The sequence below is a fragment of the Campylobacter sp. IFREMER_LSEM_CL908 genome, assembly GCF_025771545.1.
Taxonomy (GTDB): domain Bacteria; phylum Campylobacterota; class Campylobacteria; order Campylobacterales; family Campylobacteraceae; genus Campylobacter_D; species Campylobacter_D lari_D.
In genome coordinates, this window is sequence record NZ_JAKMQK010000011.1 from 24,301 (window position 1) to 50,512 (window position 26,212).

The 26,212-nt window shown below is 30.2% G+C and carries 27 protein-coding genes; 7 read left to right on the forward strand and 20 right to left on the reverse strand.

Going from position 1 to position 26,212, the window contains the following annotated elements; genetic code table 11:
• Nucleotides 1–76: 76 nt before the first annotated feature.
• Genes L8U04_RS05625 through purB form a run of 4 tightly spaced genes read right to left on the reverse strand, consistent with a single transcriptional unit; the run spans nt 77 to nt 6,602 of the window.
• On the reverse strand, nt 77–883 hold the full coding sequence (locus L8U04_RS05625) for an undecaprenyl-diphosphate phosphatase (protein WP_220566973.1): 807 nt from the start codon (nt 881–883) through the stop codon (nt 77–79).
• The gene (locus L8U04_RS05630) at nt 880–2,865 is read right to left on the reverse strand and encodes an OPT family oligopeptide transporter (RefSeq protein WP_220566972.1); all 1,986 of its coding nucleotides are present in this window, start codon (nt 2,863–2,865) and stop codon (nt 880–882) included. Before L8U04_RS05630 ends, L8U04_RS05625 begins: the two co-directional genes overlap by 4 nt.
• 15 nt (nt 2,866–2,880) lie before the next feature.
• Entirely contained in the window at nt 2,881–5,256 is a 2,376-nt protein-coding gene (locus tag L8U04_RS05635; protein WP_263709600.1) for a ribonucleoside-diphosphate reductase subunit alpha, read from the reverse strand.
• Between the two features lie 17 nt (nt 5,257–5,273).
• Nucleotides 5,274–6,602: an adenylosuccinate lyase gene (gene purB, locus L8U04_RS05640; RefSeq protein ID WP_258107746.1), complete on the reverse strand. Its 1,329-nt coding sequence runs from the start codon at nt 6,600–6,602 to the stop codon at nt 5,274–5,276.
• A gap of 79 nt (nt 6,603–6,681) precedes the next feature.
• On the opposite strand from purB, the gene L8U04_RS05645 reads away from it, so the two are divergent.
• On the forward strand, nt 6,682–7,584 hold the full coding sequence (locus tag L8U04_RS05645; RefSeq protein WP_263709601.1) for an RluA family pseudouridine synthase: 903 nt from the start codon (nt 6,682–6,684) through the stop codon (nt 7,582–7,584).
• Here L8U04_RS05645 and L8U04_RS05650 read toward each other — a convergent pair.
• From L8U04_RS05650 to L8U04_RS05665, 4 genes are all read right to left on the reverse strand, one after another.
• Nucleotides 7,581–8,285 carry a hypothetical protein gene (locus L8U04_RS05650; protein WP_263709602.1) on the reverse strand — a complete coding sequence of 235 codons (705 nt, stop codon included), beginning with the start codon at nt 8,283–8,285 and terminating at the stop codon, nt 7,581–7,583. The two genes, L8U04_RS05645 and L8U04_RS05650, sit on opposite strands and share 4 nt — an antisense overlap.
• Nucleotides 8,286–8,589: 304 nt before the next feature.
• Nucleotides 8,590–8,700 carry a hypothetical protein gene (locus L8U04_RS05655; RefSeq protein WP_087699086.1) on the reverse strand — a complete coding sequence of 37 codons (111 nt, stop codon included), beginning with the start codon at nt 8,698–8,700 and terminating at the stop codon, nt 8,590–8,592.
• Entirely contained in the window at nt 8,697–9,767 is a 1,071-nt protein-coding gene (gene rlmN / locus L8U04_RS05660; RefSeq protein WP_263661401.1) for a 23S rRNA (adenine(2503)-C(2))-methyltransferase RlmN, read from the reverse strand. The genes L8U04_RS05655 and rlmN overlap by 4 nt, the downstream gene beginning before the upstream one ends.
• An 8-nt stretch (nt 9,768–9,775) precedes the next feature.
• Nucleotides 9,776–10,309 (reverse strand): purine-nucleoside phosphorylase, encoded by a 534-nt coding sequence (locus L8U04_RS05665; RefSeq protein WP_263660411.1) that lies wholly within the window; start codon nt 10,307–10,309, stop codon nt 9,776–9,778.
• Nucleotides 10,310–10,399: 90 nt separating this feature from the next.
• On the opposite strand from L8U04_RS05665, the gene rsmA reads away from it, so the two are divergent.
• The 5 genes from rsmA to prfA all read left to right on the forward strand — a co-directional run bounded on the left by rsmA (nt 10,400) and on the right by prfA (nt 15,340).
• Nucleotides 10,400–11,221, forward strand: coding sequence for a 16S rRNA (adenine(1518)-N(6)/adenine(1519)-N(6))-dimethyltransferase RsmA (gene rsmA / locus L8U04_RS05670; RefSeq protein ID WP_263709603.1), 822 nt, complete (start codon nt 10,400–10,402; stop codon nt 11,219–11,221).
• Entirely contained in the window at nt 11,187–13,145 is a 1,959-nt protein-coding gene (locus L8U04_RS05675) for a ribonuclease J (RefSeq protein ID WP_263728425.1), read from the forward strand. The genes rsmA and L8U04_RS05675 overlap by 35 nt, the downstream gene beginning before the upstream one ends.
• Before the next feature lie 9 nt (nt 13,146–13,154).
• The gene (locus L8U04_RS05680; RefSeq protein WP_263709604.1) at nt 13,155–13,916 is read left to right on the forward strand and encodes a pseudouridine synthase; all 762 of its coding nucleotides are present in this window, start codon (nt 13,155–13,157) and stop codon (nt 13,914–13,916) included.
• 89 nt (nt 13,917–14,005) lie between these two features.
• Nucleotides 14,006–14,269, forward strand: a complete 264-nt coding sequence (rpsT, locus tag L8U04_RS05685) for a 30S ribosomal protein S20 (protein WP_039617063.1) — start codon at nt 14,006–14,008, stop codon at nt 14,267–14,269.
• A 3-nt stretch (nt 14,270–14,272) separates the two neighbouring features.
• On the forward strand, nt 14,273–15,340 hold the full coding sequence (gene prfA, locus L8U04_RS05690; protein WP_263666489.1) for a peptide chain release factor 1: 1,068 nt from the start codon (nt 14,273–14,275) through the stop codon (nt 15,338–15,340).
• Nucleotides 15,341–15,348: 8 nt separating this feature from the next.
• Here prfA and L8U04_RS05695 read toward each other — a convergent pair whose 3' ends face one another.
• From L8U04_RS05695 to L8U04_RS05705, 3 genes are all read right to left on the reverse strand, one after another.
• On the reverse strand, nt 15,349–15,927 hold the full coding sequence (locus L8U04_RS05695) for a lytic transglycosylase domain-containing protein (RefSeq protein ID WP_263709605.1): 579 nt from the start codon (nt 15,925–15,927) through the stop codon (nt 15,349–15,351).
• A gap of 68 nt (nt 15,928–15,995) precedes the next feature.
• On the reverse strand, nt 15,996–17,567 hold the full coding sequence (gene recJ / locus L8U04_RS05700; RefSeq protein WP_263659219.1) for a single-stranded-DNA-specific exonuclease RecJ: 1,572 nt from the start codon (nt 17,565–17,567) through the stop codon (nt 15,996–15,998).
• The gene (locus L8U04_RS05705) at nt 17,557–19,194 is read right to left on the reverse strand and encodes a CTP synthase (RefSeq protein ID WP_263661397.1); all 1,638 of its coding nucleotides are present in this window, start codon (nt 19,192–19,194) and stop codon (nt 17,557–17,559) included. Before L8U04_RS05705 ends, recJ begins: the two co-directional genes overlap by 11 nt.
• 100 nt (nt 19,195–19,294) lie before the next feature.
• On the opposite strand from L8U04_RS05705, the gene thyX reads away from it, so the two are divergent.
• Complete coding sequence (gene thyX / locus L8U04_RS05710; protein ID WP_039617054.1) at nt 19,295–19,927, forward strand: FAD-dependent thymidylate synthase; 633 nt, start codon at nt 19,295–19,297, stop codon at nt 19,925–19,927.
• A 14-nt stretch (nt 19,928–19,941) separates the two neighbouring features.
• Here thyX and L8U04_RS05715 read toward each other — a convergent pair whose 3' ends face one another.
• Genes L8U04_RS05715 through ureB form a run of 9 tightly spaced genes read right to left on the reverse strand, consistent with a single transcriptional unit; the run spans nt 19,942 to nt 26,158 of the window.
• Nucleotides 19,942–20,151: an alkylphosphonate utilization protein gene (locus tag L8U04_RS05715; protein ID WP_263709606.1), complete on the reverse strand. Its 210-nt coding sequence runs from the start codon at nt 20,149–20,151 to the stop codon at nt 19,942–19,944.
• A 9-nt stretch (nt 20,152–20,160) separates the two neighbouring features.
• On the reverse strand, nt 20,161–20,805 hold the full coding sequence (locus tag L8U04_RS05720; RefSeq protein ID WP_263660416.1) for a porin family protein: 645 nt from the start codon (nt 20,803–20,805) through the stop codon (nt 20,161–20,163).
• A gap of 52 nt (nt 20,806–20,857) precedes the next feature.
• Nucleotides 20,858–21,244 carry a preQ(1) synthase gene (gene queF, locus L8U04_RS05725; protein ID WP_039617048.1) on the reverse strand — a complete coding sequence of 129 codons (387 nt, stop codon included), beginning with the start codon at nt 21,242–21,244 and terminating at the stop codon, nt 20,858–20,860.
• A 46-nt stretch (nt 21,245–21,290) separates the two neighbouring features.
• Nucleotides 21,291–22,043: an urease accessory protein UreD gene (locus tag L8U04_RS05730; protein ID WP_220566958.1), complete on the reverse strand. Its 753-nt coding sequence runs from the start codon at nt 22,041–22,043 to the stop codon at nt 21,291–21,293.
• 1 nt (nt 22,044) lies between these two features.
• A complete protein-coding gene (gene ureG, locus L8U04_RS05735; RefSeq protein WP_039617044.1) occupies nt 22,045–22,644 on the reverse strand; it encodes an urease accessory protein UreG in 600 nt (199 codons plus the stop codon).
• A gap of 10 nt (nt 22,645–22,654) precedes the next feature.
• Nucleotides 22,655–23,323 (reverse strand): urease accessory protein UreF, encoded by a 669-nt coding sequence (locus tag L8U04_RS05740; protein ID WP_263709607.1) that lies wholly within the window; start codon nt 23,321–23,323, stop codon nt 22,655–22,657.
• A 2-nt stretch (nt 23,324–23,325) separates the two neighbouring features.
• Nucleotides 23,326–23,793, reverse strand: coding sequence for an urease accessory protein UreE (locus L8U04_RS05745; RefSeq protein WP_263709608.1), 468 nt, complete (start codon nt 23,791–23,793; stop codon nt 23,326–23,328).
• Entirely contained in the window at nt 23,793–25,490 is a 1,698-nt protein-coding gene (gene ureC / locus L8U04_RS05750; protein ID WP_133319085.1) for an urease subunit alpha, read from the reverse strand. The genes L8U04_RS05745 and ureC overlap by 1 nt, the downstream gene beginning before the upstream one ends.
• The gene (gene ureB / locus L8U04_RS05755) at nt 25,487–26,158 is read right to left on the reverse strand and encodes an urease subunit beta (protein WP_263709610.1); all 672 of its coding nucleotides are present in this window, start codon (nt 26,156–26,158) and stop codon (nt 25,487–25,489) included. Before ureB ends, ureC begins: the two co-directional genes overlap by 4 nt.
• Nucleotides 26,159–26,212 lie beyond the last annotated feature (54 nt).

Sequence of the window (26,212 nt, forward strand, 5' to 3'; positions counted from 1 at the left end):
GCTTAAATTAAAATATAAGACTAATTTTAGCTATGAAAAACTTAAACTTTTTTTAAATAAAGGATATTTTTATATTTCAAACACCCGTTCTTGATATATCTAAAGCACCACTCATAAAAAGGTATAAAAATACAAAACCTAAAATTATCCTATAAATTCCAAAAGGTATGAAGTTTATCTTGCTAATTAATTTTAAAAATATTTTAATTACCACAAAAGCCACTATAAAAGCTGTTACAAAACCTATGGCTAAAGGAATGAAATTATTCATATTGCTTAAAACCTGCGGTTCTTTATAAATACTATAAGCTGTTGCGATAATCATAGTAGGAATTGCAAGCAAAAACGAAAATTCAGAAGCCACTTTGCGATCAAGTCCGAGCAATAAGCCACCTATGATACTTGATCCACTTCTTGAAGTACCTGGTATGATAGCAAGAGCTTGGGTTAAACCTATCAAAAAAGCCTGTTTATAACCTACCTCATCTAAAGAGTGAATTGTATAGTCTTTTTTTCTATGTTTAAGTTCTATAATGATAAAAATAATCCCACCAATGATTAACATAGTAGCCACGGTATAGCCATTAAATATCTCTTTTAAAAACTTATATGCTATAAAACCCACTCCACCTGCAGGCAAAAAGCCCACAGCAAGTTTTAACCAAATATCAAGTTTTTGAGTTAGTTTTTCTTTAAAAATAAAAATCACCGCTAGTATAGAACCAAGCTGAATGATAATAAAAAAACTTCTCCAAAAATCATCTATATTTAAACCCAAAATTTCAGCACCCAAGATCATATGCCCAGTAGACGAAACAGGTAAAAATTCTGTCAGACCCTCAATGATTCCTAAAATCAAAGCATAATAATAATCTAAATTCATTTTTTAAGCACTCTTCTTGCAAAAATTAGCATAATCGCTATAAATACTACAAAACCTATAATCCCATCATCTTTAAATGAAGTTGCAATAGCAAGCGGATCTTCAGCTCCACCTCTACTAATAGAAAGCACAGTTAAACCAGCTATTAATACTCCAAATATACTCTCACCCACTATCAAACCAGAGGCAAATAAGGTTCCTTTTTGCTCATGCTCTTGAATAAGTTCTTTTTTATGAGCATTTTTAGCATATCTTTGATCCAAACGCTTTTTAATTAAATATGCCAATAATCCACCTATAAACAAAGGCATATTAACAGCAGGTGGTAAATATATACCTATACCCACAGCTAAAGGTGGTAAAGACATATTTTTCTTTCTTAATAAACGATCTACAATGATTATGCCAACACCCACAAAAGCTCCTGCTATAATATAACTCCAATCAATGTTGGCGTTAAAAATACCTTGAGCTATAGTGCTCATTAAATTTGCTTGTGGTGCAGCAAGTGCATTTGCCTCATCCATTCCTTCTCTTGGCATTGCACCCACAAAACCATAAGCTTGGTATAACAAATTTAAAACAGGAGCTATAGCTAAAGCTCCAAACACACAACCTATAATCAAAGAAACTTGTTGTTTCCAAGGAGTTGCACCTACTAAATAACCAGTTTTTAAATCTTGTAAATTATCATTAGAAATAGCAGCAGTTGCCAAAATAACACTGGTAGTAAATATAGCAAAAGCAATAGCAAATTTAGACATTAAAGGATCGCTAAATAAATCTACTTGATAACCCAAAAGTAAAATAATCAAAGAAGAAATCATAATCCCAATTAGTCCTATACCTGAAATAGGAGAAGATGATGAACCCACTAAACCTGCCATATATCCACAAGCAGAAGCTACAAAAAAGCCTATAAAAATAGCTACTAAAGTTCCTACCAAAGCAAAAAGAATTTGATAGCCACTTGCTAAATTTGAATCGGCCACAAAAGCATAAAATGAAATAAACAAACCTATACACATAAGCACAAATAAACCTAGCATAGCTTTTAAAGATAAATCCATATCTTTAGGATCTTGTGAGAGGTTTAATGAGGTTTTTTTAAGCATATTTTTCATGCCATCATATACAGGCTTTGCAAGTTCTATTAAAGTCCATAATGCTGCTATGGCAATAGCTCCTGTACCTATTAAGCGTACTTTTTGAGCCCAAATTTGATTAGCTATATCAAGCGCACTTAAGCTTACATCAAAACTTTCTTTAGCAGAAAAATATGGCACAAAAACCATCCAAGCAAGCACCATACCCACAAGCAATGCAACACCTCCAGCTATACCTACTAAGTATCCAGCACCCAAAAGTGCCACTGAATAGCCCATAGAAAATCCAAAAGTCATTTTTTGCCAAATAAATGCAAAACTACTTCCACTTGAAAGTAGTTTAAAGCCACTTGAAAAAAGGCTTACAATAGAAGCTAATACTACACCAAGTGTGATTTCTTTTAAGCCCACCTTTCCTTTTTTATCAGCTTGATCTTTATTGGCCACTTTTAAAATTTCAGCAGCGGCCCTTCCTTCAGGATAAGCCAATTTACTCTCTACTACCATAGCTCTACGCAAAGGTATAGTAAAAAGCACGCCTAATCCACCTCCGCAAAGACAGAGCATAAAGGTAAGCCAAAGTGGAAATTCAAACCAATACCCACATATAAAAAGACCTGGTATAACAAAAATCACAGCCGAGAGCGTACCTGCAGCTGAAACTTGAGTTTGAACCATATTATTTTCTAAAATATTAGAATCTTTAAACATTTTTAAAACAGCCATTGCAATTACAACAGCAGGAATAGAAGTAGAAAAAGTAAGACCAACTTTAAGCCCCAAATATACATTTGAGGCAGTAAAAATAATCGTTAAAATACTTCCTAGTATTATACCCCTAAGCGTAAGCTCCGGTAGTGAGTTTTTTGTATACATTTTGTTTCTCCATTTTTATTGACAACCTTCACATTCTATAGTTCTATCAACCACATCATCATTTACTTTTTGACTATCAGGGCTTTCGCTTCTTAGATAGTAAGTTGATTTAACACCTAATTCCCAAGCAAGTTGATAAATTTCATTTAAATATCCACCGCTTGCTTTATCTAAAGAAACAAAGATATTTAATGATTGACCTTGATCAATCCATTTACCACGAATCGCTGCTGCTTTTACTAAGATTTTTTGATCAAGCTCATAAGCAGGAGTATAATACTGCCAAGTATTAGCGCTTAAATTTGGCACCACAGTTGGTATCATACCACTTAAGTTTTGCTCAAACCATTTTCTTTTATACACAGGCTCAATTGTTTGAGTAGTACCCACTAAAATCGAGATAGAAGAAGTTGGTGCTATAGCCATTAAATAACCATTTCTTATACCATCTCTTTTTAGTTTTTCTCTTAATTTTTCCCAATCACACTCGCTTTGATCAAACAAACCTTCACTTGCGGTAAGTTTTTTAGCATTTTCATTTGCTACATCAATTGGCACTATACCTTTACTCCAATTTGATCCTTCAAAGTCAGGATAGTTTCCTTTTTCTAAAGCTAAATTTGAGCTAGCTAAAATCGCCTCATAGCTAATCATCTCCATAATACGATCAATTTTTTCAAAATGCTCATTAGAACCCCAATAAATTTGAGCTTCAGCCAGCATTTGCGCTTCACCCATTACACCAAGTCCTATAGCGCGTGATTTTAAGTTGGTATTTTTAACCTTTACATGGGGATAAAAATTCAAATCAATCACATTATCAAGCATTCTTATTGCCGTTGGCACTACTCTTTGGATGTCTTCTTTGGTGTTGATTTTACTTAAGTTTATACTTGCAAGATTACAAACTGCGGTTTTTCCTTCGTTTTTATATTTTTCTACTATATAGACTTTTTTACCATTAATACTATCTAAAGTAGAAACTTTCTTAGCAAGCTTTTTATACCCTCCATCTATTGCAAGCTCTTCATCCTCATCTAAATGAAGCTCTGTTTTATCATCAAATACGATTTTGATTTGATAATAATTTGGATCTGTATTTTGAAAAATTTCTGTACATAAATTTGAACTTCTTATAATCCCTGCGTGGGAATTTGGATTTGTTTTGTTTGCACTATCTTTAAAACATAAAAATGGCATACCTGTTTCAAAATAAGATAAAAGTATTTTTTTCCAAAGCTCTTTTGCATCTATAATTTCTTTAGCTATGCTTTCATCTTTTTCAAATTCTTCGTATTTTTTCTCAAATTCTTCACCATATAAATCGCATAAACTTGCAGTATCAGCAGGATCAAAAAGCGTCCATTTACCATTTATCCTTACTCTTTTCATAAATAAATCATTAATCCACAAAGCAGGGAAAAGTTCATGCGCTCTTCTTCTTTCTTCGCCAGAATTTTTACGCAAATCTAAAAAGTCATTAATATCCATATGCCAAGGTTCAATATATACAGCAATCGCCCCTTTTCTAGTACCAAGTTGATCAACAGCAACGGCTATGTCATTAGTGATTTTTAAAAATGGTATGATCCCGCCTGCTGCGTTTTTATGCCCATCTATACTTCCACCCATAGCACGCACCTTAGACCAATCCCAGCCTATACCACCGCCAAATTTAGATAAGAGTGCCATTTCTTGATAGGAATCAAAAATCCCTTCTATATTATCAGGTGTGCTTCCTATATAACATGAGCTTAATTGGTGTCTTGTAGTTCTTGCATTTGAAAGGGTTGGAGTTGCAAGCATTACTTCAAAAGTTGAGATCAAATCATAAAATTTTTTAGCCCAAGTTTGAGAATCTAATTCATTTTGTGCTAAAAACATCGCAATAGCCATAAACATTTGTTGTGGTAATTCTATAGGCATACCTTTAGAATCTTTAATCAAATACCTATCATACAAAGTTTTTATACCAAGATAAGTAAACTGCAAATCACGCTCTGGCTTGATATAAGCATTAAGATCATCTAAATCATATTTTTCTTTTAGGCCGATTAAAATCCTACCTTCTTTTTCGCCTTTTTCAAGGTATTCTCTTAAATGCTTATACCCATTATAACCACTTACTTTTTTATATAAATCATACAAAAACAATCTTGCAGCAACAAAGGTCCAATTAGGCCTATCAATATCTATTTTATCTACTGCTGTTTTTATAAGAGTTTGTTGGATTTCTTCTGTTGTTATACCATCACGAAATTGAATTTTTGCATCTACTTCAAGCTCACTTTGACTTACATTTTCTAAATTTGCCACCGCGTCGGTAGTATATTTTTTAATCTTAGAAACATCTAACTCTTCAGTTCTTCCATTTCTTTTTAATACTTTCACTCACAACCCCTAGTTTATTATTTAAAAGTTCTTTCAAAAATTTTATCTACATTTTTAGTATAGTAGTTATAATCAAAGCAATTTCTAATATCTGCTTCACTTAAAGAATTTTTCAAATCCTCATCAGCCAATAAAGCTAATAAAAACAAACTCTCACCTTTTTCATTTAAAGCAGGCTTACCATTTTGTAAATCAGCCCAAACTTTCATAGCATTTCTTTGAACAATCTTGTAAGCTTCTTCTCTGCTTATACCTTTAAATGGAAGTTCAAGCAATACTCTTTGAGAAAATACAAGCCCTCCAGTTAAATTTAAATTTTTCATCATATTTTCTGGATATACCAAAAGCTTTTCTATCACACCGCATAATCTTGAAAGCATAAAATCAGTCGTGATAAAAGCATCAGGTAATACAAATCTTTCTACACTAGAATGTGATATATCTCTTTCATGCCACAATGCTACATTTTCTAAAGCAGGTGTTACATAAGCTCTTATCATCCTGCAAAGACCGGTAATATTTTCACTCAAAACAGGATTTCTTTTATGAGGCATAGCTGAACTTCCTTTTTGTCCTTGAGAAAAATATTCTTCAGCTTCATATACTTCTGTTCTTTGAAAATGGCGGATAGCAACAGCAATTTGCTCACAACTTGAAGCTAAAATAGCTAAAGCCGAGATAACTTGTGCGTAACGATCTCTTTGTATAACTTGGTTTGAAACTGGTGCTGGTTTAAGATCTAAATTTTTACAAACTTCTTCTTCAAATTCAAGTGGAGCATGAGCAAAATTTCCCATAGCACCGCTGATTTTTCCATAGCTAATCACTTCTTTTGCATGAATAATTAAATCTTTTGCATGAACTAGCGAATCATACCAAATAGCCAAAACTAAACCAAAAGTTATAGGCTCTCCATGAATTCCATGACTTCTTCCTACCATTAAGGTATTTTTATGCTCATATGCTCTTGTTTTAATCGCTGCTAAAACTTGATCTAAATCTTGCAAGATTAGTTCCAAACTATCTTTAATCTGCAAAGCAACTGCAGTATCAATACAATCTGAACTTGTCATTGCATAATGTACAAAACGACTTTCCTCACCTAAGCTTTCACTTACACTAGTTAAAAAAGCGATAACATCATGTTTGGTAGTTTTTTCTATTTCATCTATTCTTGCTATATCAAATTTTGCATTTTTTATAATTTTTTCACAATCATCGTCTTTAATAAGACCAAGTTTATTCCATGCTTTCACAGCAGCTAATTCTACTTTTAGCCATGCATCATATTTTGCTTGCATGTCCCATTTTTTAGCCATGATTTCTCTACTATATCTTTCAACCATTTTCAAGACCTTTTTTTATATAATTTTTTATGAAAAAATAGCTTGAATTTTATTATAAATTACCTAAGAAAGTTATTAAATGGCATATATAAAAAAGAAACTAGCAAATAATGGAAAAAAGGCATTTAGACTACTTATGGATGAGTTGAAAATTTCTATGCGTGAAGCACAAAAACTCATTGATAAAAAAAGATTATTTTGTGATGGAAATTTGGTAGAAGAAAAAAATAAATTTTTAAATGGTTTAGTAGAATTAATCATATATGAAAACAATCCCAAAGGATTAGAAATAGTTTTTGAAAATGAAGATTTTGCCATCGTAGAAAAACCAAGTGGAGTGCTAACTCATCCTAATGGGCGCAATTGTGCTTATAGTCTTTGTGATGAAATTTGGCATTTATGGGGTGAAAAAACTTGCGTGGCTCATAGACTAGATAAAGAAACAAGCGGACTTTTACTCATAGCAAAACATAAAAATGCACAAATTGAGTTAAAAACTATGTTTGAAAAAAGATTAGTGCAAAAAAGCTATCTCGCTCTAGTAAAAGGAAAAACTAAAAAAGAATTTATAGTAGATAAAAGCATGGATTTAGCTAAAGACTATGATACAGTAAAAACTAGAATGCATATTTGTGAAAATGGTAAAGAAGCCTTAACGCAATTTTACACTTTAGAATATTTTGAAAATTTAGATGCCAGTTTAGTTTTAGCTAAACCTCTAACAGGAAGACAACACCAAATAAGATTACATTTATTTCATGTGAAACATAAAATTTTAGGTGAACCTTTATATGGTTTAGAAAAAACACAAATAGAGCAAATATTAGATGGAAAAATGAGTGGTATAAAAAGAGCTCAAATTACAGGCGCCAAAAGATTGCTTTTACACTCTTTTAGCTTAGAATTTACATATAAAAATCAAAAATTTTTGATACAATCTCAAAAAAACATAAAGGATGAATTTTTGAAAAATCTACCTTAATCTTTTTCTAACTTTAAAACTTTATCAGTTTGGACTGCAACTGCAATTTGCTTAGCTGGCTCACCATAATCTCTACAATAATCACAAGATTTATAAAAATCTTGAGAATAAAATTCAAAAAATCTTTCTTTAGAATCCTCTAAATTTAAAAAATCACCATTAAATTCTTCAAGTCCTTTTAAGCGTGACAAGGAACTTGATATAGGACAAACAAAAATAGCTCCTTTAGGTGCTAATTGTTTATTTTCTAAGCCCTCAGATGTCATCAAACTTACACATGGCATTTGACAATTACGATAATTTTTGATTATATCTTCTTTACTTCTACCGCGTTTATAAATTTTTTCAGGATCACTCCAAGTAGAATTTTCGTCACTAGAGTTCATAGAAAATGGAATTTTATTTTCTTTTAATTTTCTTAGAATGCTTTCTTGTTTTAGTGGAATTTTTAAATTTGGCGATCTTTTGTAGTCTGAAATTGTAATTTTTCTAACCTTATTAGATTTTTTTAACTTTTTCATCAATTCATCTTTAAAATCAATAGTTGCATTAGTAACTAAAGAAAAAGTTAGTATTTTCTTTTGAGCATCTAAATAATCAATCAATTGTGGTAAATCTTTAAACAACAGGGGTTCTCCGCCTATAATTCTAACTCTTGCAATAGAATCTACTTTAGATAAAAGTAGATCTAATGATTCCATAATGCCCTCTAAAGTACAGGTATATTGATTTGATGGTGAAAAATACTACATCAAATTATTACATGATTCACAACGCAAAGTACATCTTGTAGTTAAAACTAATTCTAAATAGGGAATATCCACCTTACTTTCTAAAACTCTCTTTTCGAAGTATTTTTTCAAATAAAAATTTTTTCATCAAAGCAGCATAAGGAACTTTAAAAATTCTAGCAATTTCTCTTTTACCATTTAAATACGAAAAATACCAAGAAATATTTGGCCTTATATATCTATTTTGAATAATTGGTTTTCTAACAATTGTTTTTTATCTATCATTATTTTTTCCTTCATTTTTTAATACATAAATAATTCCACCAAGTCCTATGATCACTACTATACTTATAAAAATAAGTTGAGCTATATCTAAAAAAGTCATTGTTTACTCTGCCTTTCTTTAAGCTGTCCGCATGCAGCTGAAATATCAAGTCCCTTGCTTTCTCTTATCGTACAAGTAACACCTTTTGCACTTAAATAATCTTGAAATTTAACCGCATTTTCAACACTTGGTCTTTTATATAAACTTCCTTCGTGTGGATTAAAAAGTATTAAATTTACTTTGGCTTTTATACCATTTAAGAGCTTGACTAATTCTTTTGCATGTTCTATTTTATCATTTATACCATCGATTAAAAGGTATTCAAACATCACTCTTTTACGCTGATCTATAGGAAAATTTCTCACCGCTTCCATAATGCTTGCTATATTATAAGCTTTATTAATAGGCATTAATTCACTTCTAAGCTCATCATTTACAGCATGGAGCGAAATAGCCAAAAGCACACCTAAATTCATTTCTCCAAGCTCTTTGATCTGTTTTGCCAAACCACTTGTGCTTATAGTTTGTCTTCTAGGGCTTATCGCTAAAGCATCATTATCAGCTAAAATTTTAACTGCCTTAGAAACATTTTTAAGATTATCCAAAGGCTCTCCCATACCCATATAGACTATATTAACCCTTCTTTCATAAGGTATGTTGTTATGTTTTTTAATCCATAAAATTTGTCCTACTATTTCTCCTGCAGTCAAATTTCTTTTCAAACCGCCTTTAGCAGTCAGACAAAAACTGCACCCACTTTTACACCCCACTTGAGAGGAAACACAAATAGTATATCTTGCATGTTTGATGATTTTTCCATTTTCATCTACAAGCTCTTCTTTCATAGGTAGCAAAACAGCTTCTATTTTTTTACCATCTAAAAGCTCAAAAAGATATTTAATACTACCATCTTTGCTTTTTTCATCTTTCACACATTTTAAAGGTGAAAAATGAAAATTTTCTTGTAAATACACTCTAAAGTCTTTTGGTAAAGATGACATTTGTAAAAAATCGTCTGCATATTTTTTATATAACCATTCAAAAATTTGCTTTGCTCTAAATTTTGGTTGGACTAAATTTTCTAATTCTTCTTTAGTAAAATCTAATATATTTTTTAATTCACTCAATTTTTTTCCTATATAAGTTTCTTATCTAATAAAAAATCTTTTAATAATTCTTTTGCTTCTTGATGATTTTTTAAAAAATCTTCATGTGCAAATTCATTACAAAAATTTGTAGCACATAAATAACAAATTCCTTCTATTCCTTGCATTTTTGCACAAGAAAGCACAGCGTATGCTTCCATATTTTCTATATGTACGCCTTTTTTAAAAAATTCTTGGGCAATATTTTCATCTTTGCAAATATAATTTGAAGAATTAATCATAGTTTCATGTGAAACATTTAATCTAATCTCATTTGCTATAGGTGTATAAAAACTATCAAATAAATCTGCGTATTCTAAATTTGCAGCATTAGAACTTTCATAAATGTCTAAAATTTTTCCTTCTTGGTAAATTCCACATGTACCTATAAAAATCACTCTATCTGCTTTTATTTGACTTAAAATTTTACCTAGATAAAAAGCAGAATTAACTAAACCTATGCCTATACTTTGTGCAAATTTAAAATCCTCATTTCCTCCTGCACACACTATAAGATTTTTCAAAAATTAACCTTTATAAAAAATAATTCAAATTTTATCTAATTAGCGCTTAAAATAATGCTATAATTAATATTTTTTAGATAAAATAAATTTATGATAAAAGCAAAAAAACATTTTGGGCAAAATTTTTTATGTGATAAAAGCGTGGTAGATAAAATCATCCAAGCCATACCCAAAGATACTAAAAATATAGTTGAGATTGGGCCTGGCTTAGGTGATTTAACGCAAGAACTTTTGAAAATTCCACAAGCTTATATTAGAGCTTATGAGATTGATAAAGATTTGATTCCTATTTTAAATAAAAAATTTCAAAATGAGATTGAAGGTGGAAATTTTGAGCTTATTCATCAAAATGCAAGTGATGCTTTTGATCAAGGAAGTTTAAGCGATAAAGAGTACTTTTTAGTAGCAAATTTACCATATTATATTGCTACAAATTTGATTTTAAAAGCCCTAGAAGATCAAAATTGCCTTGGGCTTATAGTAATGGTGCAAAAAGAAGTGGCACAGAAATTTTGTGCGAATGAAAAAGAAAGTAATTTTTCGGCCTTAGGGGTGCTTTGTGCATTAATATGCCAAAGACAAATGCTTTTTGATATACAACCACAAAGCTTTAATCCTCCACCAAAAGTTACTTCAGCTGTAATGAAGTTAATAAAAACTACTCATTATCAGCAAAAATGTGAAAATATAGAAGCTTTTAAAGAATTTCTTAGAGCTTGTTTTCAAAATCCTAGAAAACAACTCTTATCTAATTTTAAAAATAAAAAAGAAAAAATTCTAAAAGCATTTGAAGCACTAAACATCTCTTCTACCTCAAGAGCTCATGAAATTAGCGTTGATTCATACCTTAAAATTTATGACTATTTAAAGGATGACTATGAGCGAAGAAAACAAAACTCAAGAACAAAATAAAACTAAAAGATTTAATAAATTTAGAAACAAAAGAAAAAAAGATTCACAAAATCAAGAGCAAAATAGTGAAATTAAAAATGAAACAAAAGTAGAAAATGCTCAAACTGAAGCTAGCGAAGAAAAAAAGAAAAAGAAAAAAAATAGAAATTTACCATCTAAATTAAGCGGTAATGAAGAATGGCAAATAGAACTTGCCAAAAGTATAGAAGCTAATAAAATCATGCACGAGCTAAGACTTCACCCTTTAAAACACAACAACTCAAGCGAACATAAAATTCGTATTACACCTTTGGGTGGGCTTGGGGAAATCGGTGGAAATATCACTGTTTTTGAAACCAACAACGATGCAATTATCGTTGATATAGGTATGAGTTTTCCAGATGGAACCATGCATGGAGTAGATATTATCATACCTGATTTTGACTATGTAAGAAAGATTAAAAACAAAATTCGCGCTATCATCATCACTCATGCTCATGAAGATCACATCGGTGCTGTGCCATATTTTTTCAAAGAATTTCAATTTCCTATCTACGCAACACCTTTAGCACTAGGTATGATTTCAAATAAATTTGAAGAGCATGGTTTAAAGGCTGAGCGTAAATGGTTTAGACCTATAACAAAAAGACAAATTTATGAAATAGGTGAATTTAATTTAGAATGGATTCACATAACCCACTCTATCATCGATGCTTGTGCTTTGGCTATTAAAACTAAAGCAGGAACCATCATACACACTGGCGATTTTAAAATAGATCAAACACCAATTGATGGCTATCCAACAGATTTAAGTCGTTTAGCTCAATATGGCGAAGAAGGCGTACTTTGTCTTTTAAGTGATAGTACAAACTCATATAAAGAAGGTTATACAAAAAGTGAAAGCTCCGTAGGACCTACTTTTGATCAAATTTTTGCCAAAACTAAAGGCAGGGTAATCATGAGCACCTTTAGCTCTAATATCCACCGCGTATATCAAGCTATTAGTTATGGTTTAAAATACGGCAGAAAAGTGTGTGTTATAGGGCGTTCTATGGAAAGAAATCTCTATACTACTATGGAACTTGGCTATATCAAACTTGATAGGAAAATTTTCATTGACGCTGATGAAGTAAGCAAATACAAAGACAACGAAGTACTAATTGTCACTACAGGAAGTCAAGGCGAGACCATGAGTGCTTTATATAGAATGGCAACTGATGAGCATAAATTTATCAAAATCAAACCTAGCGATCAAGTTATCATTTCAGCTAAAGCAATACCAGGTAATGAAGCAAATGTTTCTGCTGTACTTGATTTTCTTTTAAAAGCAGGAGCTAAAGTAGCTTATCAAGAATTTAGTGAAATTCATGTAAGCGGACATGCTAGTATAGAAGAACAAAAACTCATGCTAACTTTAGTAAAACCTAAATTTTTCTTACCAGTGCATGGAGAGTATAATCATATCAATAAACACAAAGAAACTGCTCTAAAATGTGGTATACCTGAAAGAAACATCTACTTAATGAGTGATGGGGATCAAGTAGAGCTTTGTCAAAAATACATCAAACGTGTAAAAACAGTTAAAACAGGAAAAGTCTTTGTGGATAATCAAATCAACAAACAAATCGCAGATGATGTGGTAATTGATAGACAAAAACTAGCAGATAGCGGTATAGTTGTCATCATCGCCCAGCTTGATAAAGCAAGTAAAACACTAATTAATAAACCAAGAGTATTTAGTTATGGCTTGGTAGCTGATAAACAAGATGGAGCATTCTCAAAAGAAATGAGTGATGTTTTAAGTCAATTTTTCCCAAATGTAAAAGATGAAATTTTAGATAATCCAAAAGTTTTAGAAGCTCAAATTAGACAAGTACTAAGAAAGCATATTTTTAGAAAAATCAAAAAATATCCAACCATAGTACCAACTATTTTTGTGATGTAAAGTAAAATTATGAGAATTAATAAATTCATCTCACACAATAGCAAATATTCTCGCCGTGAGGCTGATGAGCTAATCAAGCAAGGCTTAGTAAAAATCAATAAAAAAACAGCCTTGCTAAATGATAGTGTAAATACTGAAGATAAAGTTTTTATCAATGGTAAAAAACTCCATAAAAAAACACAATTTTCAGTCATCATTTATCACAAGCAAAAAGGCGAAATAGTTGGCAAAAAAGATGATAGAGGTAGAAAAACCATCTATCATACTTTACCAAAACAGTTTAGCACTTGGCTTAGCGTAGGAAGGCTTGACTTTGCAAGTGAGGGATTACTTTTACTAACTGATTCACCTGTAATAGCAGATGCACTTATGCATAGTGATTTAGAAAGAGAATATTACTTAAAAGTAAAAGGTAATATAGATAAAAATGTCATCGAAGCTATGCAAAATGGCTTAGAAATTCAAAATGAAAAAAAAGGGGCTCACGCCAAAACTAAAATAACCTCAATGAGTTTTGCTCCATTTTTAGGCTTTGAAATTTTTGGCTCAAGCGGAGGCTATACGAAACTAAAAGTAATCATTAATGAAGGTAAAAATAGGGAGCTAAGACGCTTTTTTGGACATTTTGATTTAGAAGTGATGGATCTTAAAAGAGTGGCATTTGGAGCATTAGATCTTGGTATGTTAAAAGCTGGCAAATATCGTTATTTGGAAAATGGTGAGTATGAAAAACTGCGCGATTTTTTAAAAATAAATGATATTAGGTATTAAAATTAATACTTTAAAAATACTTAAATTAATTAAAATTTAATTTTAATTTTGTATAATTAGCAATTTAATTTATATAAAAAAGGAAAATTATGGCAAACCATAAATCTGCTGAAAAAAGAGCAAGACAAACTATCAAAAGAACTGAAAGAAATAGATTTTATAGAACAAGATTAAAAAACATTACAAAAGCGGTTCGTGAAGCAGCGGCAAATAACGATAAAGAAGCTGCACAAAATGCATTAAAAGTAGCTAATAAAAGCATTCACGCTATGGTAAGTCGCGGATTTTTGAAAAAACAAACTGCATCACGCCGTGTTAGCAGATTAGCATTATTGGTAAACAAATTAGCATAATTAATGTTAGCTGATAAACTCAAACCTTTTTTAGCACGCTTTGATGAGTTAAATACTCTTCTTAGTGATGTTAATATCTCTAATGATATTTCTAAAATGACAGCTCTATCTAAAGAGCAAAAAAATTTAGAACCCATAGTAGAAAAAGCAAAAGAATATCTCAAAACCTTAGATGATATAGAAGAAAATAAACTTCTTTTATCTGATCCTGAACTAGGTGAACTTGCAAAAGAAGAACTTAAAAATCTCGAAGTTTTAAAGCCACAACTTGAAGAAAAATTAAAAATTCTCTTATTACCTAAAGATCCAAACGATGATAAGAATATCTTTTTAGAAATTCGTGCAGGCACAGGTGGTGATGAAGCTTCTTTATTTGTTGGGGATTTAGTAAAAGCTTATATACGCTATGCTGAAAATCGTGATTACAAATATGAAATTGTAAGTTCAAGTGAAGGTAGCGTAGGTGGATTTAAAGAAATCATCATTCTTATCAAAGGAAATGGAGCTTATTCAAGGCTAAAATACGAAGGTGGCACACATAGAGTTCAAAGAGTACCTGAAACAGAATCTCAAGGTAGAGTTCATACTTCAGCTATTACAGTGGCTATTATGCCTGAAGTTGATGATGTTGAAATTCAAATCAATCCAAATGATTTAAAAATCGATGTAATGCGTAGTAGCGGTCATGGTGGTCAAAGCGTAAATACCACAGATAGTGCTGTAAGAATCACTCACATTCCAACAGGTATAGTTGTAGTAAATCAAGATGGCAAAAGCCAACATAAAAACAAAGAAAGTGCCATGAAAGTCTTAAAGGCAAGACTTTTTGAAATGCAAGAACAAGAACGCTTAGCTAAAGAAAGCGAGGCAAGAAAATCACAAGTTGGAAGTGGTGATAGAAGCGAACGCATACGCACTTATAATTTCCCTCAAAATAGAATTAGTGATCATAGAATAAATCTTACTTTATATAGACTTGATGCGATTTTAGAAGGTGGACTTTTTGATGAAATCATCGAGCCATTAATCGCTTATTATCAAGCAGAGGCTTTAAAACAAGAAAATTTATAATTCTTGTTTTAATTATTGCTTGCTAATAAAATTCTATATTGTTCTTTATCAACATTTATCAAAAGCGAAACTAATTTAAAAACTCTAAATTTTTCCATTACAAAAAGATCTTTACTATCTTTTAAAACTATAGCAACTAAATTTTTCATTACTTTATCAAGCCAAATATTTTTATATTTATCATTTGCTGAATGATATCTTCCAATAGCATTCCAATTAAACCCGTATCGTTGTATAATTTCATAAAGTAATCTTGCTGCTATGTCTATATTTGCACTAACTTTTACAATCTCTTTTTCGCTAACACCATAACGCTTTAAATGAATGCTATTAATTTGCATTAAACCATAATCTCTTGTTTGATTTTTATTTCTACCAATGATATTATGTTCATAAGCTGCATTCTCTGTCAAAGCTATGGCTTTAAGTAATGCCATGGGTATGTTATACTTTCTAGCCGCGATTTTAAAATCTTTATCATATTTATAAAAATTTTCAGGTATATAAGTATCACCTATAAAAATTTTTGTATCAAAAGCAAAAGTAAAATTAAAAAATATTGCTAATAATAAAATCCTTTTTAACATTTTACTCCTTTATAGTACTTATGCTATAGCAAATTTATAAATAAAAATTATGCAAATAAGTTAATAAATTATCTAAGAATTTCTTTTATAGTAAGTTGAGGGGTGATTAATCCTCTAAAATTATTTTTAGAAATACTAGCTATAAAATCAATATTTTCACCAATTTCTGGCTCATAGTCAAAATTAAAAAATAAAGCTTCTAAAGTCTTATTTCCTTGTGTTAAAATAAGTTTTATATGATTTTCATCTTTACCAAGTCTTTTTTTGTTTTTTACAAAAAGCTTATCAAATTTAAAATATGGCCTTGGGTTTTTATGCCCAAAAGGTTCAAAAAATTCCAATATCTCTAAAAGTTCAAAATCAACTTCATTTGGATCAATACTACCTAAAACCTCATCAGTATTGTAAAAATCATCTTTAGGGATATTTTGACAAATTTCATAAAGCTTATTTTTAAAAATACCAAATTTTTCAAGCTCGACTAAAACTCCAGCTGCACCTTTATGTCCACCATAGCTTAAAACAAATTCTTTAGCTTGTTCTATAACATTTAAAATATCTATCCTACCCACGCTTCTAACGCTAGCTTTAGCCTTTTGCTCACATTCTGAAAAAACAAAGGCAGGCTTGTTAAAATGCTTTGCTAAACGACTTGCAACTATACCCAAAACACCCTCATGCCAATTTTGGCCATTGACAATAATCACAGGATCATTTTCATCAACTTGTTCTAAACATTGTTTAAAAAGCTCGCGCTCTTCATCTTTACGGCTATTATTATAAGTAATGATTTGTTCTAAATAACCCATAACCTCATTAATATTTTTAGAATGCAAAAATTTATAAGAAATAATCGCATCATCCATTCTACCTGCACTATTAATCAAAGGTGCAATTAAAAAACTAATATTATCAAGTTCAAATTTATCCTTACCAAAATACTGTTTGATAGCTTTAAATGCAACTCGTTTTGAATCATTAATACACTCTATGCCTTTTCTAACTAAGGCTCTATTTAAATCTCTAAGCTCCATCATATCTGCGATAATTGCGATAGATAAAAGCTCTATAAATTTACACATATTATAATTAATCTTACATACTTCTTTTATAGCAGCAACTAAATACCAAGCCACTTGAGCACCACAAATTTCAATATCAGGAAATTCACAATCTTGTTGTTTAGGATTAATGATCGCATAAGCTTTTGGTAAAGTAGCTGGAGGCATATGATGATCGGTAATAATTAAATCAATTCCTTTTTGCAAACAAAGCTCTGCTGCATCAAAAGCTGCTATACCATTATCTACAGTGATGATTAAATCTACCCCATTAAGTTCATTGATGATTTCTTCATTTAGACCATATCCATCTTTAAAACGATTTGGAATTTTTACCACATAGTCATATCCGATATCATCAAAAAATTCAGATAAAATCACACAAGAAATCACCCCATCTACATCATAATCTCCAACAATAGCAAGCTTTTGATTTTTTTCAATCGCTTCTTTAATACGCAAAGCACCCTTATAGACATCTTTTAAACAAGATGGCATAGGTAAATCACAAAGCTTTACATGTGTATCATTGATAAAACGCTGGTGTAAAATTTCTTTTATTTTGGCTTTATTTAGCATGATTTGTTAAAGATGCCTTGATAAAAGAAAAAATAGCCGGATTAACCCTAACTAAGCGTGAAGTAAATTCAGGGTGAAACTGCACTGCTAAGAAAAATGGATGATCTTTAAGCTCTACAGCCTCAACTAAACCTTCATTTTCCCCGCTTATAATAAGCCCATTTTTTTCAAACATTTCTTTATATTTTGGATTAGCTTCATAGCGGTGGCGGTGGCGTTCTTTTACGCTTTTTTGATTATCATAAACCTTACTTAAAAGTGTATTTGGCTTGATATGACACTCATAAGCTCCAAGACGCATAGTTCCACCAAGTGGAGTTTTACTTGTTCTAATTTGCTTTTCTCCACTTGCGTCAATAAATTCATCAATCAAAAAGATGATAGGATTTTTACAATTTGGATTGAATTCATGAGAATTTGCATCTTCTAGTTTTAAAACATTGCGTGCAAATTCCACTAAAGAAAGCTGCATACCCAAACAAATTCCTAAAAATGGAATTTTATTTTCTCTTGCATATTGTATGGCTTTGATTTTTCCTTCTACTCCACGGTAGCCAAAACCACCTGCTACTAAAATCCCATTTACATCTTTAAAGCTTTCTTCGACATTTGCATTTTCTAATTTTTCACTATCAATCCATTTTAAATTTACTCTTGCATCAAGTGCTGCACCTGCATGGATAATGGCCTCTGTTAAGCTTTTATAGCTTTCTTTTAAATCTACATATTTTCCTACAAAAGCAATGCTAAGTTCATTACTTGGAGCGATGACTCTTTTTACTAAAGAATCCCATTCGTTCATATTTGGCTTTAAATTTTGAAGATCTAATAAACTTGCAATAGAATTTAAAATATCTTGTTTTAAAAAATTTAGTGGAATTTGATAAATACTAGCTGCATCCACACTTTCTATAACGCAGTTTTTTTCAACTCCGCATGAAATTGCGATTTTGTCTTTTAACTCTCTATCTAAAGATTTTTCACTTCTGCAAATGATCATATCAGGGCTTATACCTATACGGCGTAATTCTCCCACACTATGTTGAGTTGGTTTTGTTTTAAGTTCTCCTGCTGCTTTGATAAATGGCACTAAAGTCAAGTGAATATTAATAGCATTGTATTTACCCACTTCAAGTTTTAAAGCTCTAATAGCTTCTAAAAATGGTAAGCCTTCTATATCTCCTACCGTACCACCTATTTCAACAATTAAAATATCTTTATCAACTCCAGCCTTTTTAATACGATCTTTTATCTCATCAACTATATGAGGGATTACTTGTATAGTTTTTCCTAAGTAATCTCCTCTTCTTTCTTTTTCTATAACACTTTGATAAACTCTTCCTGTGGTAAAGTTATTATCTTGAGTTAAATTCTCATTTAAAAATCTCTCATAATGTCCTAAGTCTAAATCTGTCTCAGCTCCATCTTCAGTTACAAAAACTTCCCCATGCTCCAAAGGACTCATCGTGCCAGGATCTACATTAATATAAGGATCTGCTTTTAAAATACTTACTTTTAAACCTGAATTTTTTAAAATAGTAGCAATAGATGCTGCTGCTATACCTTTTCCTAATGAGCTTAAAACACCACCGGTTACAAAAATATATTTAGTTTGTTTTAATTTCATAAAATAACCTTAATTTCTTTTTTTAAAATTATAACGAATAAAAAATTTTATTTTTATAAACATTTGTGTAAAATTCAATTATTTTTGAAGGAAATTTTCGATGAAAATCACATTATTAAATCATACTCCACTTTCTGTATGCTCTCATGCAACAAGAACATGTTGGCAAAGTTTTGACAAAGGTGATTGTGGTGGTGAGAAAGACAAAGAATTAATCGATCGAGTGGGAAATAAATTCAAACATGCTTCAACCTTAGAGCATTTAAACTATACTTTTTATATACAAGGTATTTCAAGAGCATGCTTACAAGAAGTTGCAAGACACCGCCACACTAGTCCTAGTGTAAAAAGCACAAGATATACTTTAAAAGAACTAAGAAATGAAAGCGAATTTAAAGAAAATGACTTTGAAAATGCTAAAAGATACTTAGTATTAACCGGAAATGAAGTAGTGGATAATGCAAGCATCAAAGCTTTAGAAAATCTGCGTTTGATTTTGCAAAATAGCATTAGTTTAGACATAGCAAAATACTGCTTACCAGAAAGCTATAAAACAGAATTAACTTTAACAATTAATGCAAGAAGTTTGCAAAATTTTATCACTCTAAGAAGCTCAAAATCAGCCCTTTGGGAGATAAGACAACTCGCAAATGCCTTATTTGAAAACTTGCCTGAGGAACATCAATTTATTTTTAAACATTGTGTTTATCAAGAAGAAAATTCCCAAGATTAATTGGGAATTTTTACTTATATTTTTTTAAGAAATTCAGTTTTCAAAACAATCACACCAAATTTATCTACTTTAGCTTCAATTTCAGTGTCTTTGCTTGTAAGTTTAATATTTTTTATAGTCGTTCCGCGCTTTAAAGTAGTGCTTGCACCTTTTACTTTCAAATCTTTCACAACACTTACACTATCACCTGCATTAAGCTCAGTTCCATTTGCATCTTTTGGCATATATTCTCCTTAGAATTTATAAGTATATCCTAGATATAAACCATAATTTGTTTGTTTAGGATCGTAAAAGTTTGAACCTACCTTGCTTTGGTAGAAATTTCTTGTATTATAATGAGTTTGCTCGGCTTTAAAACCAAACTCAATTTCATTTGCTTGATTTAACTCATATAAAGCACCGATTTTTGCTCCATAAGTATAACCATCAAAATCTTGAGATAATGATAAAAAGCTTGTTTTTAAAGTAATATCCGTTCTTGCATAGCCACCATATACACCTAAAACAGCTCTTGTTTTTTCAAAGATTTTTGGAGTAAAATCATAACCAAGCAAAAACTTATGTGTAGTAAATTCTCCATCAATTTTTAATCTTGTGGTATTGATTACATCACTAAATTCGCTTGAATAATTATAAGCACCATAAATTCTATGATTTTCACTAAAACGATAACCAACTCTTAAACCAAAAACAGGAACATTTCCTTCTAAATCACCATTAAATTTTTTATTATTTTTAGTATGATCAAGATCAGATTTTACCTTAGTATGAAACCAACCAGCATCAATACCTAATAATATTCCTGAATTTTCATCAGCTAAAGCTAAATTTGAAACCAAAGCAATACTTGCAACTAAACTAAATAATTTTAATTTCATATTTTCCTCCTTTAAATAAGATATAATATATCCTTTTATTTTTAATAAAAATTTAATTTTGTGGTACCACTAAATCAGATCTACATTCAATCACAGTATGCACATTACCACGAGGGTTAAAATCACCTACTACTTTTATCCATTTTGGATCAAGTTTTTCTTTTAAAGTATTATAAATTTCATTAATACTTGCTTCATGTGAAACATTTCTATACATAAAGGTATTAATATAAAGTTTGATTGCTTTAAGTTCTACTACTAATTTATTTGGAATGTATTCTAAGTAAATTGTAGCAAAATCAGGATACCCACTACGCGGACAACAACACATAAATTCAGGTAAAGTGATTTTAATCACATAATCATTTTTGGCATCATTTGGCCAAACTTCCATATTTTCTACACTAAATTCTTTGATTTCTTTTTCACCATATCGCATTTATAATCCTTAGTTTGTTTTTAAAACTTTATAATACCACAATATTTTATATTTTATTTTGACAAAATTTAAAAAGCTTATCTTGAAGTGAAAGTAATTTTTCACTTTCATTACTAAGAATTTTTATACACAAACCCTCATAAAAAAGTTGATTTATATCGTCAAATGAAGCTTTTAATTCTTCATAAAACTCATCATATCCAAAAAGATAAATACTCAAATAATGCGTATGATTTGCAAAAAAATTTAAATCATTTTCTTTCATATAAGAAGGATTGATTTTAATTTTATCATTTAAAATTAAAGTATCATTTCTATAAATTTGAGTTAAACTCTCATAATTTTTAAAAGCAAATTTTTCATCCATAGCCACTCTACCAAAAATAACAAAATCAACATAAACTAATCTTGAAAAAGAAGCTAGATTAATCTTTGTATTTTGTATAAAATTTGCATTTTCTTGAAGCAAAAGTGGCTTTGGCATATAAAAAAAGCTTGCATTTTCTTCAAGAGTAAAATCAATATTTTTACTCGCAAAAGAATCTTTAGTATCATATACCTTTTCATAACTTTGTGTGAGTATAGCGGTGTTTGTACTTTTCTTACATATGATTTCAAAACTTAAATGATCCTCTTTAAAAATTCCGGCACTAGAATTTAGAACATATATACTAGTTAATTTTTTATCATAAAAATTCCTCATAAGTTTAAAAGGAGGAGTAAAAAAAGAATTTTTTATGATAGTTTTTTCATTGATAGTATCTAATGTAAGTTTAAAAACACTCTTTTGAGCAAACAAATCAATCCTTTAAAAGTGTGTATTTTTTAATCCAAGTAATGATTTCTTCTAAACCTTCTTTAGTTTGAAGATTACTCATGATAAAAGGTCTATCTCCACGCATTTTTAAAGTATCTTCTTGCATGATTTTTAAAGAAGCATTTACATAAGGAGCTAAGTCTATTTTATTGATAATCATTAAATCAGACCTACAAATAGCAGGACCACCTTTGCGTGGAATTTTTTCTCCTTGAGCAACATCTATAACAAAGATAAAAAAATCCACAAGTTCAGGTGAAAAAGTCATTGATAAATTATCTCCACCACTTTCTATAAAAATAAGATCTAAATCACTAAAACGCTCTTGTAAAAGTTCAACAGCTTCAAGATTACAAGAAGCATCTTCTCTAATGGCTGTATGAGGACAACCTCCAGTTTGTACTCCAATGATTCTTTCTTTTTCAAGAACGCCTTGTTTGATTAAAAAATTTGCATCTTCATTTGTATAAATATCATTCGTAATCACAGCCAAAGAAAGCTCATCTTTTAAAGCTTGACATAAATTTAATACTAAAGCTGTTTTACCACTACCTACAGGACCACCTATGCCTATTTTAACCATTATAACCCTTTTAAGAAATATAAATTTTAAATGCTAAATTTTGGTGTTTTATACCCAAATAATCATTTAAGATATTGTGATTTTCACACCAATCTTTTAAAGTTAAATTTTGTAATTTAGAAAGAACCTTTTGAAAATCTTGCTGTAATTGAAAAAGTAAAATCTGCCCTTCATTTTGCGATAAAGGCACGATTTTTACAAGAATATTAACAAAATTACTCATTAAAGCAAATAAAAAACTTTCATACATAAAATCAAGTTCATTATCTTTACAAAATAAAGCATACACAAAAGGATAAATAGGAGTTTGATTTTCTTTAATGTATTGATTTAATAAAGGATTTGATAATCCATAAAGACTGACATTTTTTACAAAGCGTTTAGCTAAAAAAACATAAGCTTGACTTTGTTCTTTTGCAACTATACTTGATAAAAATTTTCTTTGAAAGACTAGTAAATTTTTTACATCATTTGCATTTTCATAAGCTATTTTCAAAGCTAAAAGCTCAAAATATAAAATATTAGAATAAAGCTGAGTTTTTAAAACTTTTTTAGCATCTTCTATATTTTTTATATAAGCAAAATTCACATAAGATTCTAAACCAAAAGAATGTGAAAAAGCTCCTATAGGAAAAGAAGAATCACTAATTTGTAAAAGTAAAAAATTTAATTTATTCATCTTTACTCTTTGATAAGTTTAAAATTTGGATCAACTTGGATAAAACTTGGCATATCAAGCATATATTTTGGCTCTAAAATTTCCTCACATTTTTCGTATTTTATATTAAATTTTTCTAAAAACCTTATGATAGAGTTTTGTTCTAAAGTAAGAAGTTTATGATCTTTATAAAATAAATTTAAGTGCATATTACCCACTTGATAACTTATTAAAGCAAGGTTGTATTCATTTTCTATGTGAATTTTTAAAACCTTTTCAGGTTTAATCTTCACTAAAATCAAAAAATCCTCATCATATAAACAATCATTATGATTTAAACCTTTATTATCAGGCATTTTTATAGCGACATCTAGTCCTTTTAAAGTCGTTATTCTTAATATCTTTTTAAAAGTATCAAACCAACTAAGCTCTAAAAAATCGCATTCTTTGTTTAAATCATAATGCGTTATTTTATTTTGAAGTAAAATCATTAAATCATAAAATATTTTCTAGCTAAAGCTAAAGAATCAACGCTCTTAGAGCTAATAAGCTCACCATTTATTTTTACTTCATAAGTTTGTGGATTTACTTCTATATCTTGAACTTTATCATTAAATTTTAAGTCTTTTTTAGTGATATTTCTACAATTTTTTACTGCAACACATTTTCTTTTTAAGCTTAATTTTTCAGGCATATTAGCTTCTAAAGAAGCTTTAGAAACAAAATGTAAAGCATTTTCATTTAAATTTGCACCAAACATTTTTTCATAGATAATAGGCTCAGGTGTTGGGATAGAAGCATTAGCATCGCCTATTTTTGCACCTACTATCAAGCCACCTTTTAAAATAAGCTTTGGTTTTACTCCAAAAAATTTAGGTTGCCAAAGTACTAAATCAGCAAATTTTCCTACTTCAATAGAACCAACATAACTATCAATCCCATGTGCAATAGCAGGATTTATAGTATATTTTGCTATGTAGCGTTTAATACGGAAATTATCATCTAAATCATTATCTTCCTTCAAGGCACCAAATTCTTTTTTACATTTATCAGCACTTTGCCATGTTCTTAAAATCACCTCACCTACGCGTCCCATAGCTTGAGAATCACTACTCATAATGCTAAAAACACCCATATCATGAAGTTTATCTTCTGCTGCTATAGTTTCAGGACGAATTCTACTATCTGCAAATTCAACATCTTCTTTGATTTTATTATCTAAATGATGACAAACCATAAGCATATCTAAATGTTCATCAATGGTATTTTTAGTAAAAGGCATAGTAGGATTAGTACTTGCAGGTAAAACATTTTCAAAACCTGCCATTTTAATAATATCAGGAGCATGGCCACCACCTGCACCTTCAGTATGAAAAGTATGGATAACTCTACCATTAATAGCTTTAATCGTATCTTCTACAAAACCTGCTTCATTTAAAGTATCTGTATGGATAGCTACTTGTATATCCATTTCATCAGCTATATTTAAACTAGCATCAATCACACTAGAAGTAGCACCCCAATCTTCATGAATTTTTAAGCCGCATGCACCGGCTATGATTTGCTCTTTTAAAGCATTTTTATTACTTGAATTTCCTTTACCTAAAAAGCCAAAATTCATAGGGTAATTTTGCGTAGCTTTTAACATAGAATGTATATGATAAGCCCCACTTGTGCAAGTTGTAGCATTTGTTCCCTCACTTGGTCCTATGCCACCTCCTATCATAGTAGTAACACCACTATATAAGGCACATTCAATTTGAGTTGGGGAGATAAAATGTATATGAGTATCAATACCACCTGCAGTTACTATTAAACCTTCTGCACCGATAATATCTGTACTTGTGCCTATAACTAAGCTAGGATCAACTCCATCTTGTATATCAGGATTGCCTGCTTTTCCTATACCTACTATATAGCCATTTTTTATCCCAATATCTGCTTTATAAATACCGGTATAATCAACAATCAAAGCATTAGTTAAAACTAAATCCGGAAATTCTCCCTCACTTACACTTTGAGCCATACCATCTCTAATATTTTTACCACCACCAAATTTAACTTCTTCGCCATATAAAGTATAATCTTTTTCTACTCTTAAAATCAAATCTGTATCTGCTAATCTTACTCTATCATTAGTTGTTGGACCATACATATTCACATAGTCTTTTTTGCTAATCTTAATCAAAGAAATCCTTTCTCTTTTGCTTTTGATAAAGCTTTAGTTTTATTTTCATCATTGATAAAATCATCACAAAGATTATTAAAACCTAAAACCTTTTTTAAACCACCAAATTCTATTAAACTTACTGTTTTTTCTTCACCTGGTTCAAATCTCACACTTGTTCCTGAAGCGATATTTAACCTTTTACCATAAGCTTTTTCTCTGTCAAAAGACAAAAAGCGATTAACTTCAAAGAAATGAAAATGCGAACCAACTTGTATAGGACGATCACTTTTATTGCTTACTTTAATTTCTATAGAAGTTTTATTTTCATTAAGCACAATAAATTCTGATGATAAAAATATCTCTCCAGCTTTTATTTTATCATCATTTGCTATAGGCTCATGTATAGTAACTAATTTTGTGCCATCTTCAAAAGGAAGTTCTATTTGAATTTCTTCAAGCATACTTGCAACACCATCAATCACATCTTCACTTGTAAGTAAAGTTTTCCCTATGCTCATCAATTCACTCACACTTAAATTTTTTCTTGCAAGTTCCATTAATTCATAACATATATAAGCTAAAGCTTCATTATAATTTAATTTTATTTTTTGCTCTTTTCTATCTTTAGCGATTTTCCCTGCATAATGAAGCATTAATCGTTGCAATTGCTGCTGAGTAAAATGCATTTTAATCCTTATAAATTTTTTAGATATTATATAACTATTTGCTTGCTTTTAAGC

Coding starts and splice junctions, on each gene's coding strand:
- L8U04_RS05625 (WP_220566973.1), bottom strand. CDS start 883: ATGAATTTAGATTATTATTATGCTTTGATTTTAGGAATCATTGAGGGT.
- prfA (WP_263666489.1), top strand. CDS start 14,273: ATGTTAGCTGATAAACTCAAACCTTTTTTAGCACGCTTTGATGAGTTA.
- L8U04_RS05680 (WP_263709604.1), top strand. CDS start 13,155: ATGAGAATTAATAAATTCATCTCACACAATAGCAAATATTCTCGCCGT.
- L8U04_RS05650 (WP_263709602.1), bottom strand. CDS start 8,285: ATGGAATCATTAGATCTACTTTTATCTAAAGTAGATTCTATTGCAAGA.
- L8U04_RS05630 (WP_220566972.1), bottom strand. CDS start 2,865: ATGTATACAAAAAACTCACTACCGGAGCTTACGCTTAGGGGTATAATA.
- rsmA (WP_263709603.1), top strand. CDS start 10,400: ATGATAAAAGCAAAAAAACATTTTGGGCAAAATTTTTTATGTGATAAA.
- L8U04_RS05740 (WP_263709607.1), bottom strand. CDS start 23,323: ATGAATAAATTAAATTTTTTACTTTTACAAATTAGTGATTCTTCTTTT.
- L8U04_RS05655 (WP_087699086.1), bottom strand. CDS start 8,700: ATGACTTTTTTAGATATAGCTCAACTTATTTTTATAAGTATAGTAGTG.
- thyX (WP_039617054.1), top strand. CDS start 19,295: ATGAAAATCACATTATTAAATCATACTCCACTTTCTGTATGCTCTCAT.
- L8U04_RS05715 (WP_263709606.1), bottom strand. CDS start 20,151: ATGCCAAAAGATGCAAATGGAACTGAGCTTAATGCAGGTGATAGTGTA.
- ureG (WP_039617044.1), bottom strand. CDS start 22,644: ATGGTTAAAATAGGCATAGGTGGTCCTGTAGGTAGTGGTAAAACAGCT.
- L8U04_RS05705 (WP_263661397.1), bottom strand. CDS start 19,194: ATGAAATTAAAACAAACTAAATATATTTTTGTAACCGGTGGTGTTTTA.
- L8U04_RS05645 (WP_263709601.1), top strand. CDS start 6,682: ATGGCATATATAAAAAAGAAACTAGCAAATAATGGAAAAAAGGCATTT.
- L8U04_RS05745 (WP_263709608.1), bottom strand. CDS start 23,793: ATGATTTTACTTCAAAATAAAATAACGCATTATGATTTAAACAAAGAA.
- L8U04_RS05695 (WP_263709605.1), bottom strand. CDS start 15,927: ATGTTAAAAAGGATTTTATTATTAGCAATATTTTTTAATTTTACTTTT.
- recJ (WP_263659219.1), bottom strand. CDS start 17,567: ATGCTAAATAAAGCCAAAATAAAAGAAATTTTACACCAGCGTTTTATC.
- ureB (WP_263709610.1), bottom strand. CDS start 26,158: ATGCATTTTACTCAGCAGCAATTGCAACGATTAATGCTTCATTATGCA.
- L8U04_RS05720 (WP_263660416.1), bottom strand. CDS start 20,805: ATGAAATTAAAATTATTTAGTTTAGTTGCAAGTATTGCTTTGGTTTCA.
- rpsT (WP_039617063.1), top strand. CDS start 14,006: ATGGCAAACCATAAATCTGCTGAAAAAAGAGCAAGACAAACTATCAAA.
- L8U04_RS05675 (WP_263728425.1), top strand. CDS start 11,187: ATGAGCGAAGAAAACAAAACTCAAGAACAAAATAAAACTAAAAGATTT.
- purB (WP_258107746.1), bottom strand. CDS start 6,602: ATGGTTGAAAGATATAGTAGAGAAATCATGGCTAAAAAATGGGACATG.
- queF (WP_039617048.1), bottom strand. CDS start 21,244: ATGCGATATGGTGAAAAAGAAATCAAAGAATTTAGTGTAGAAAATATG.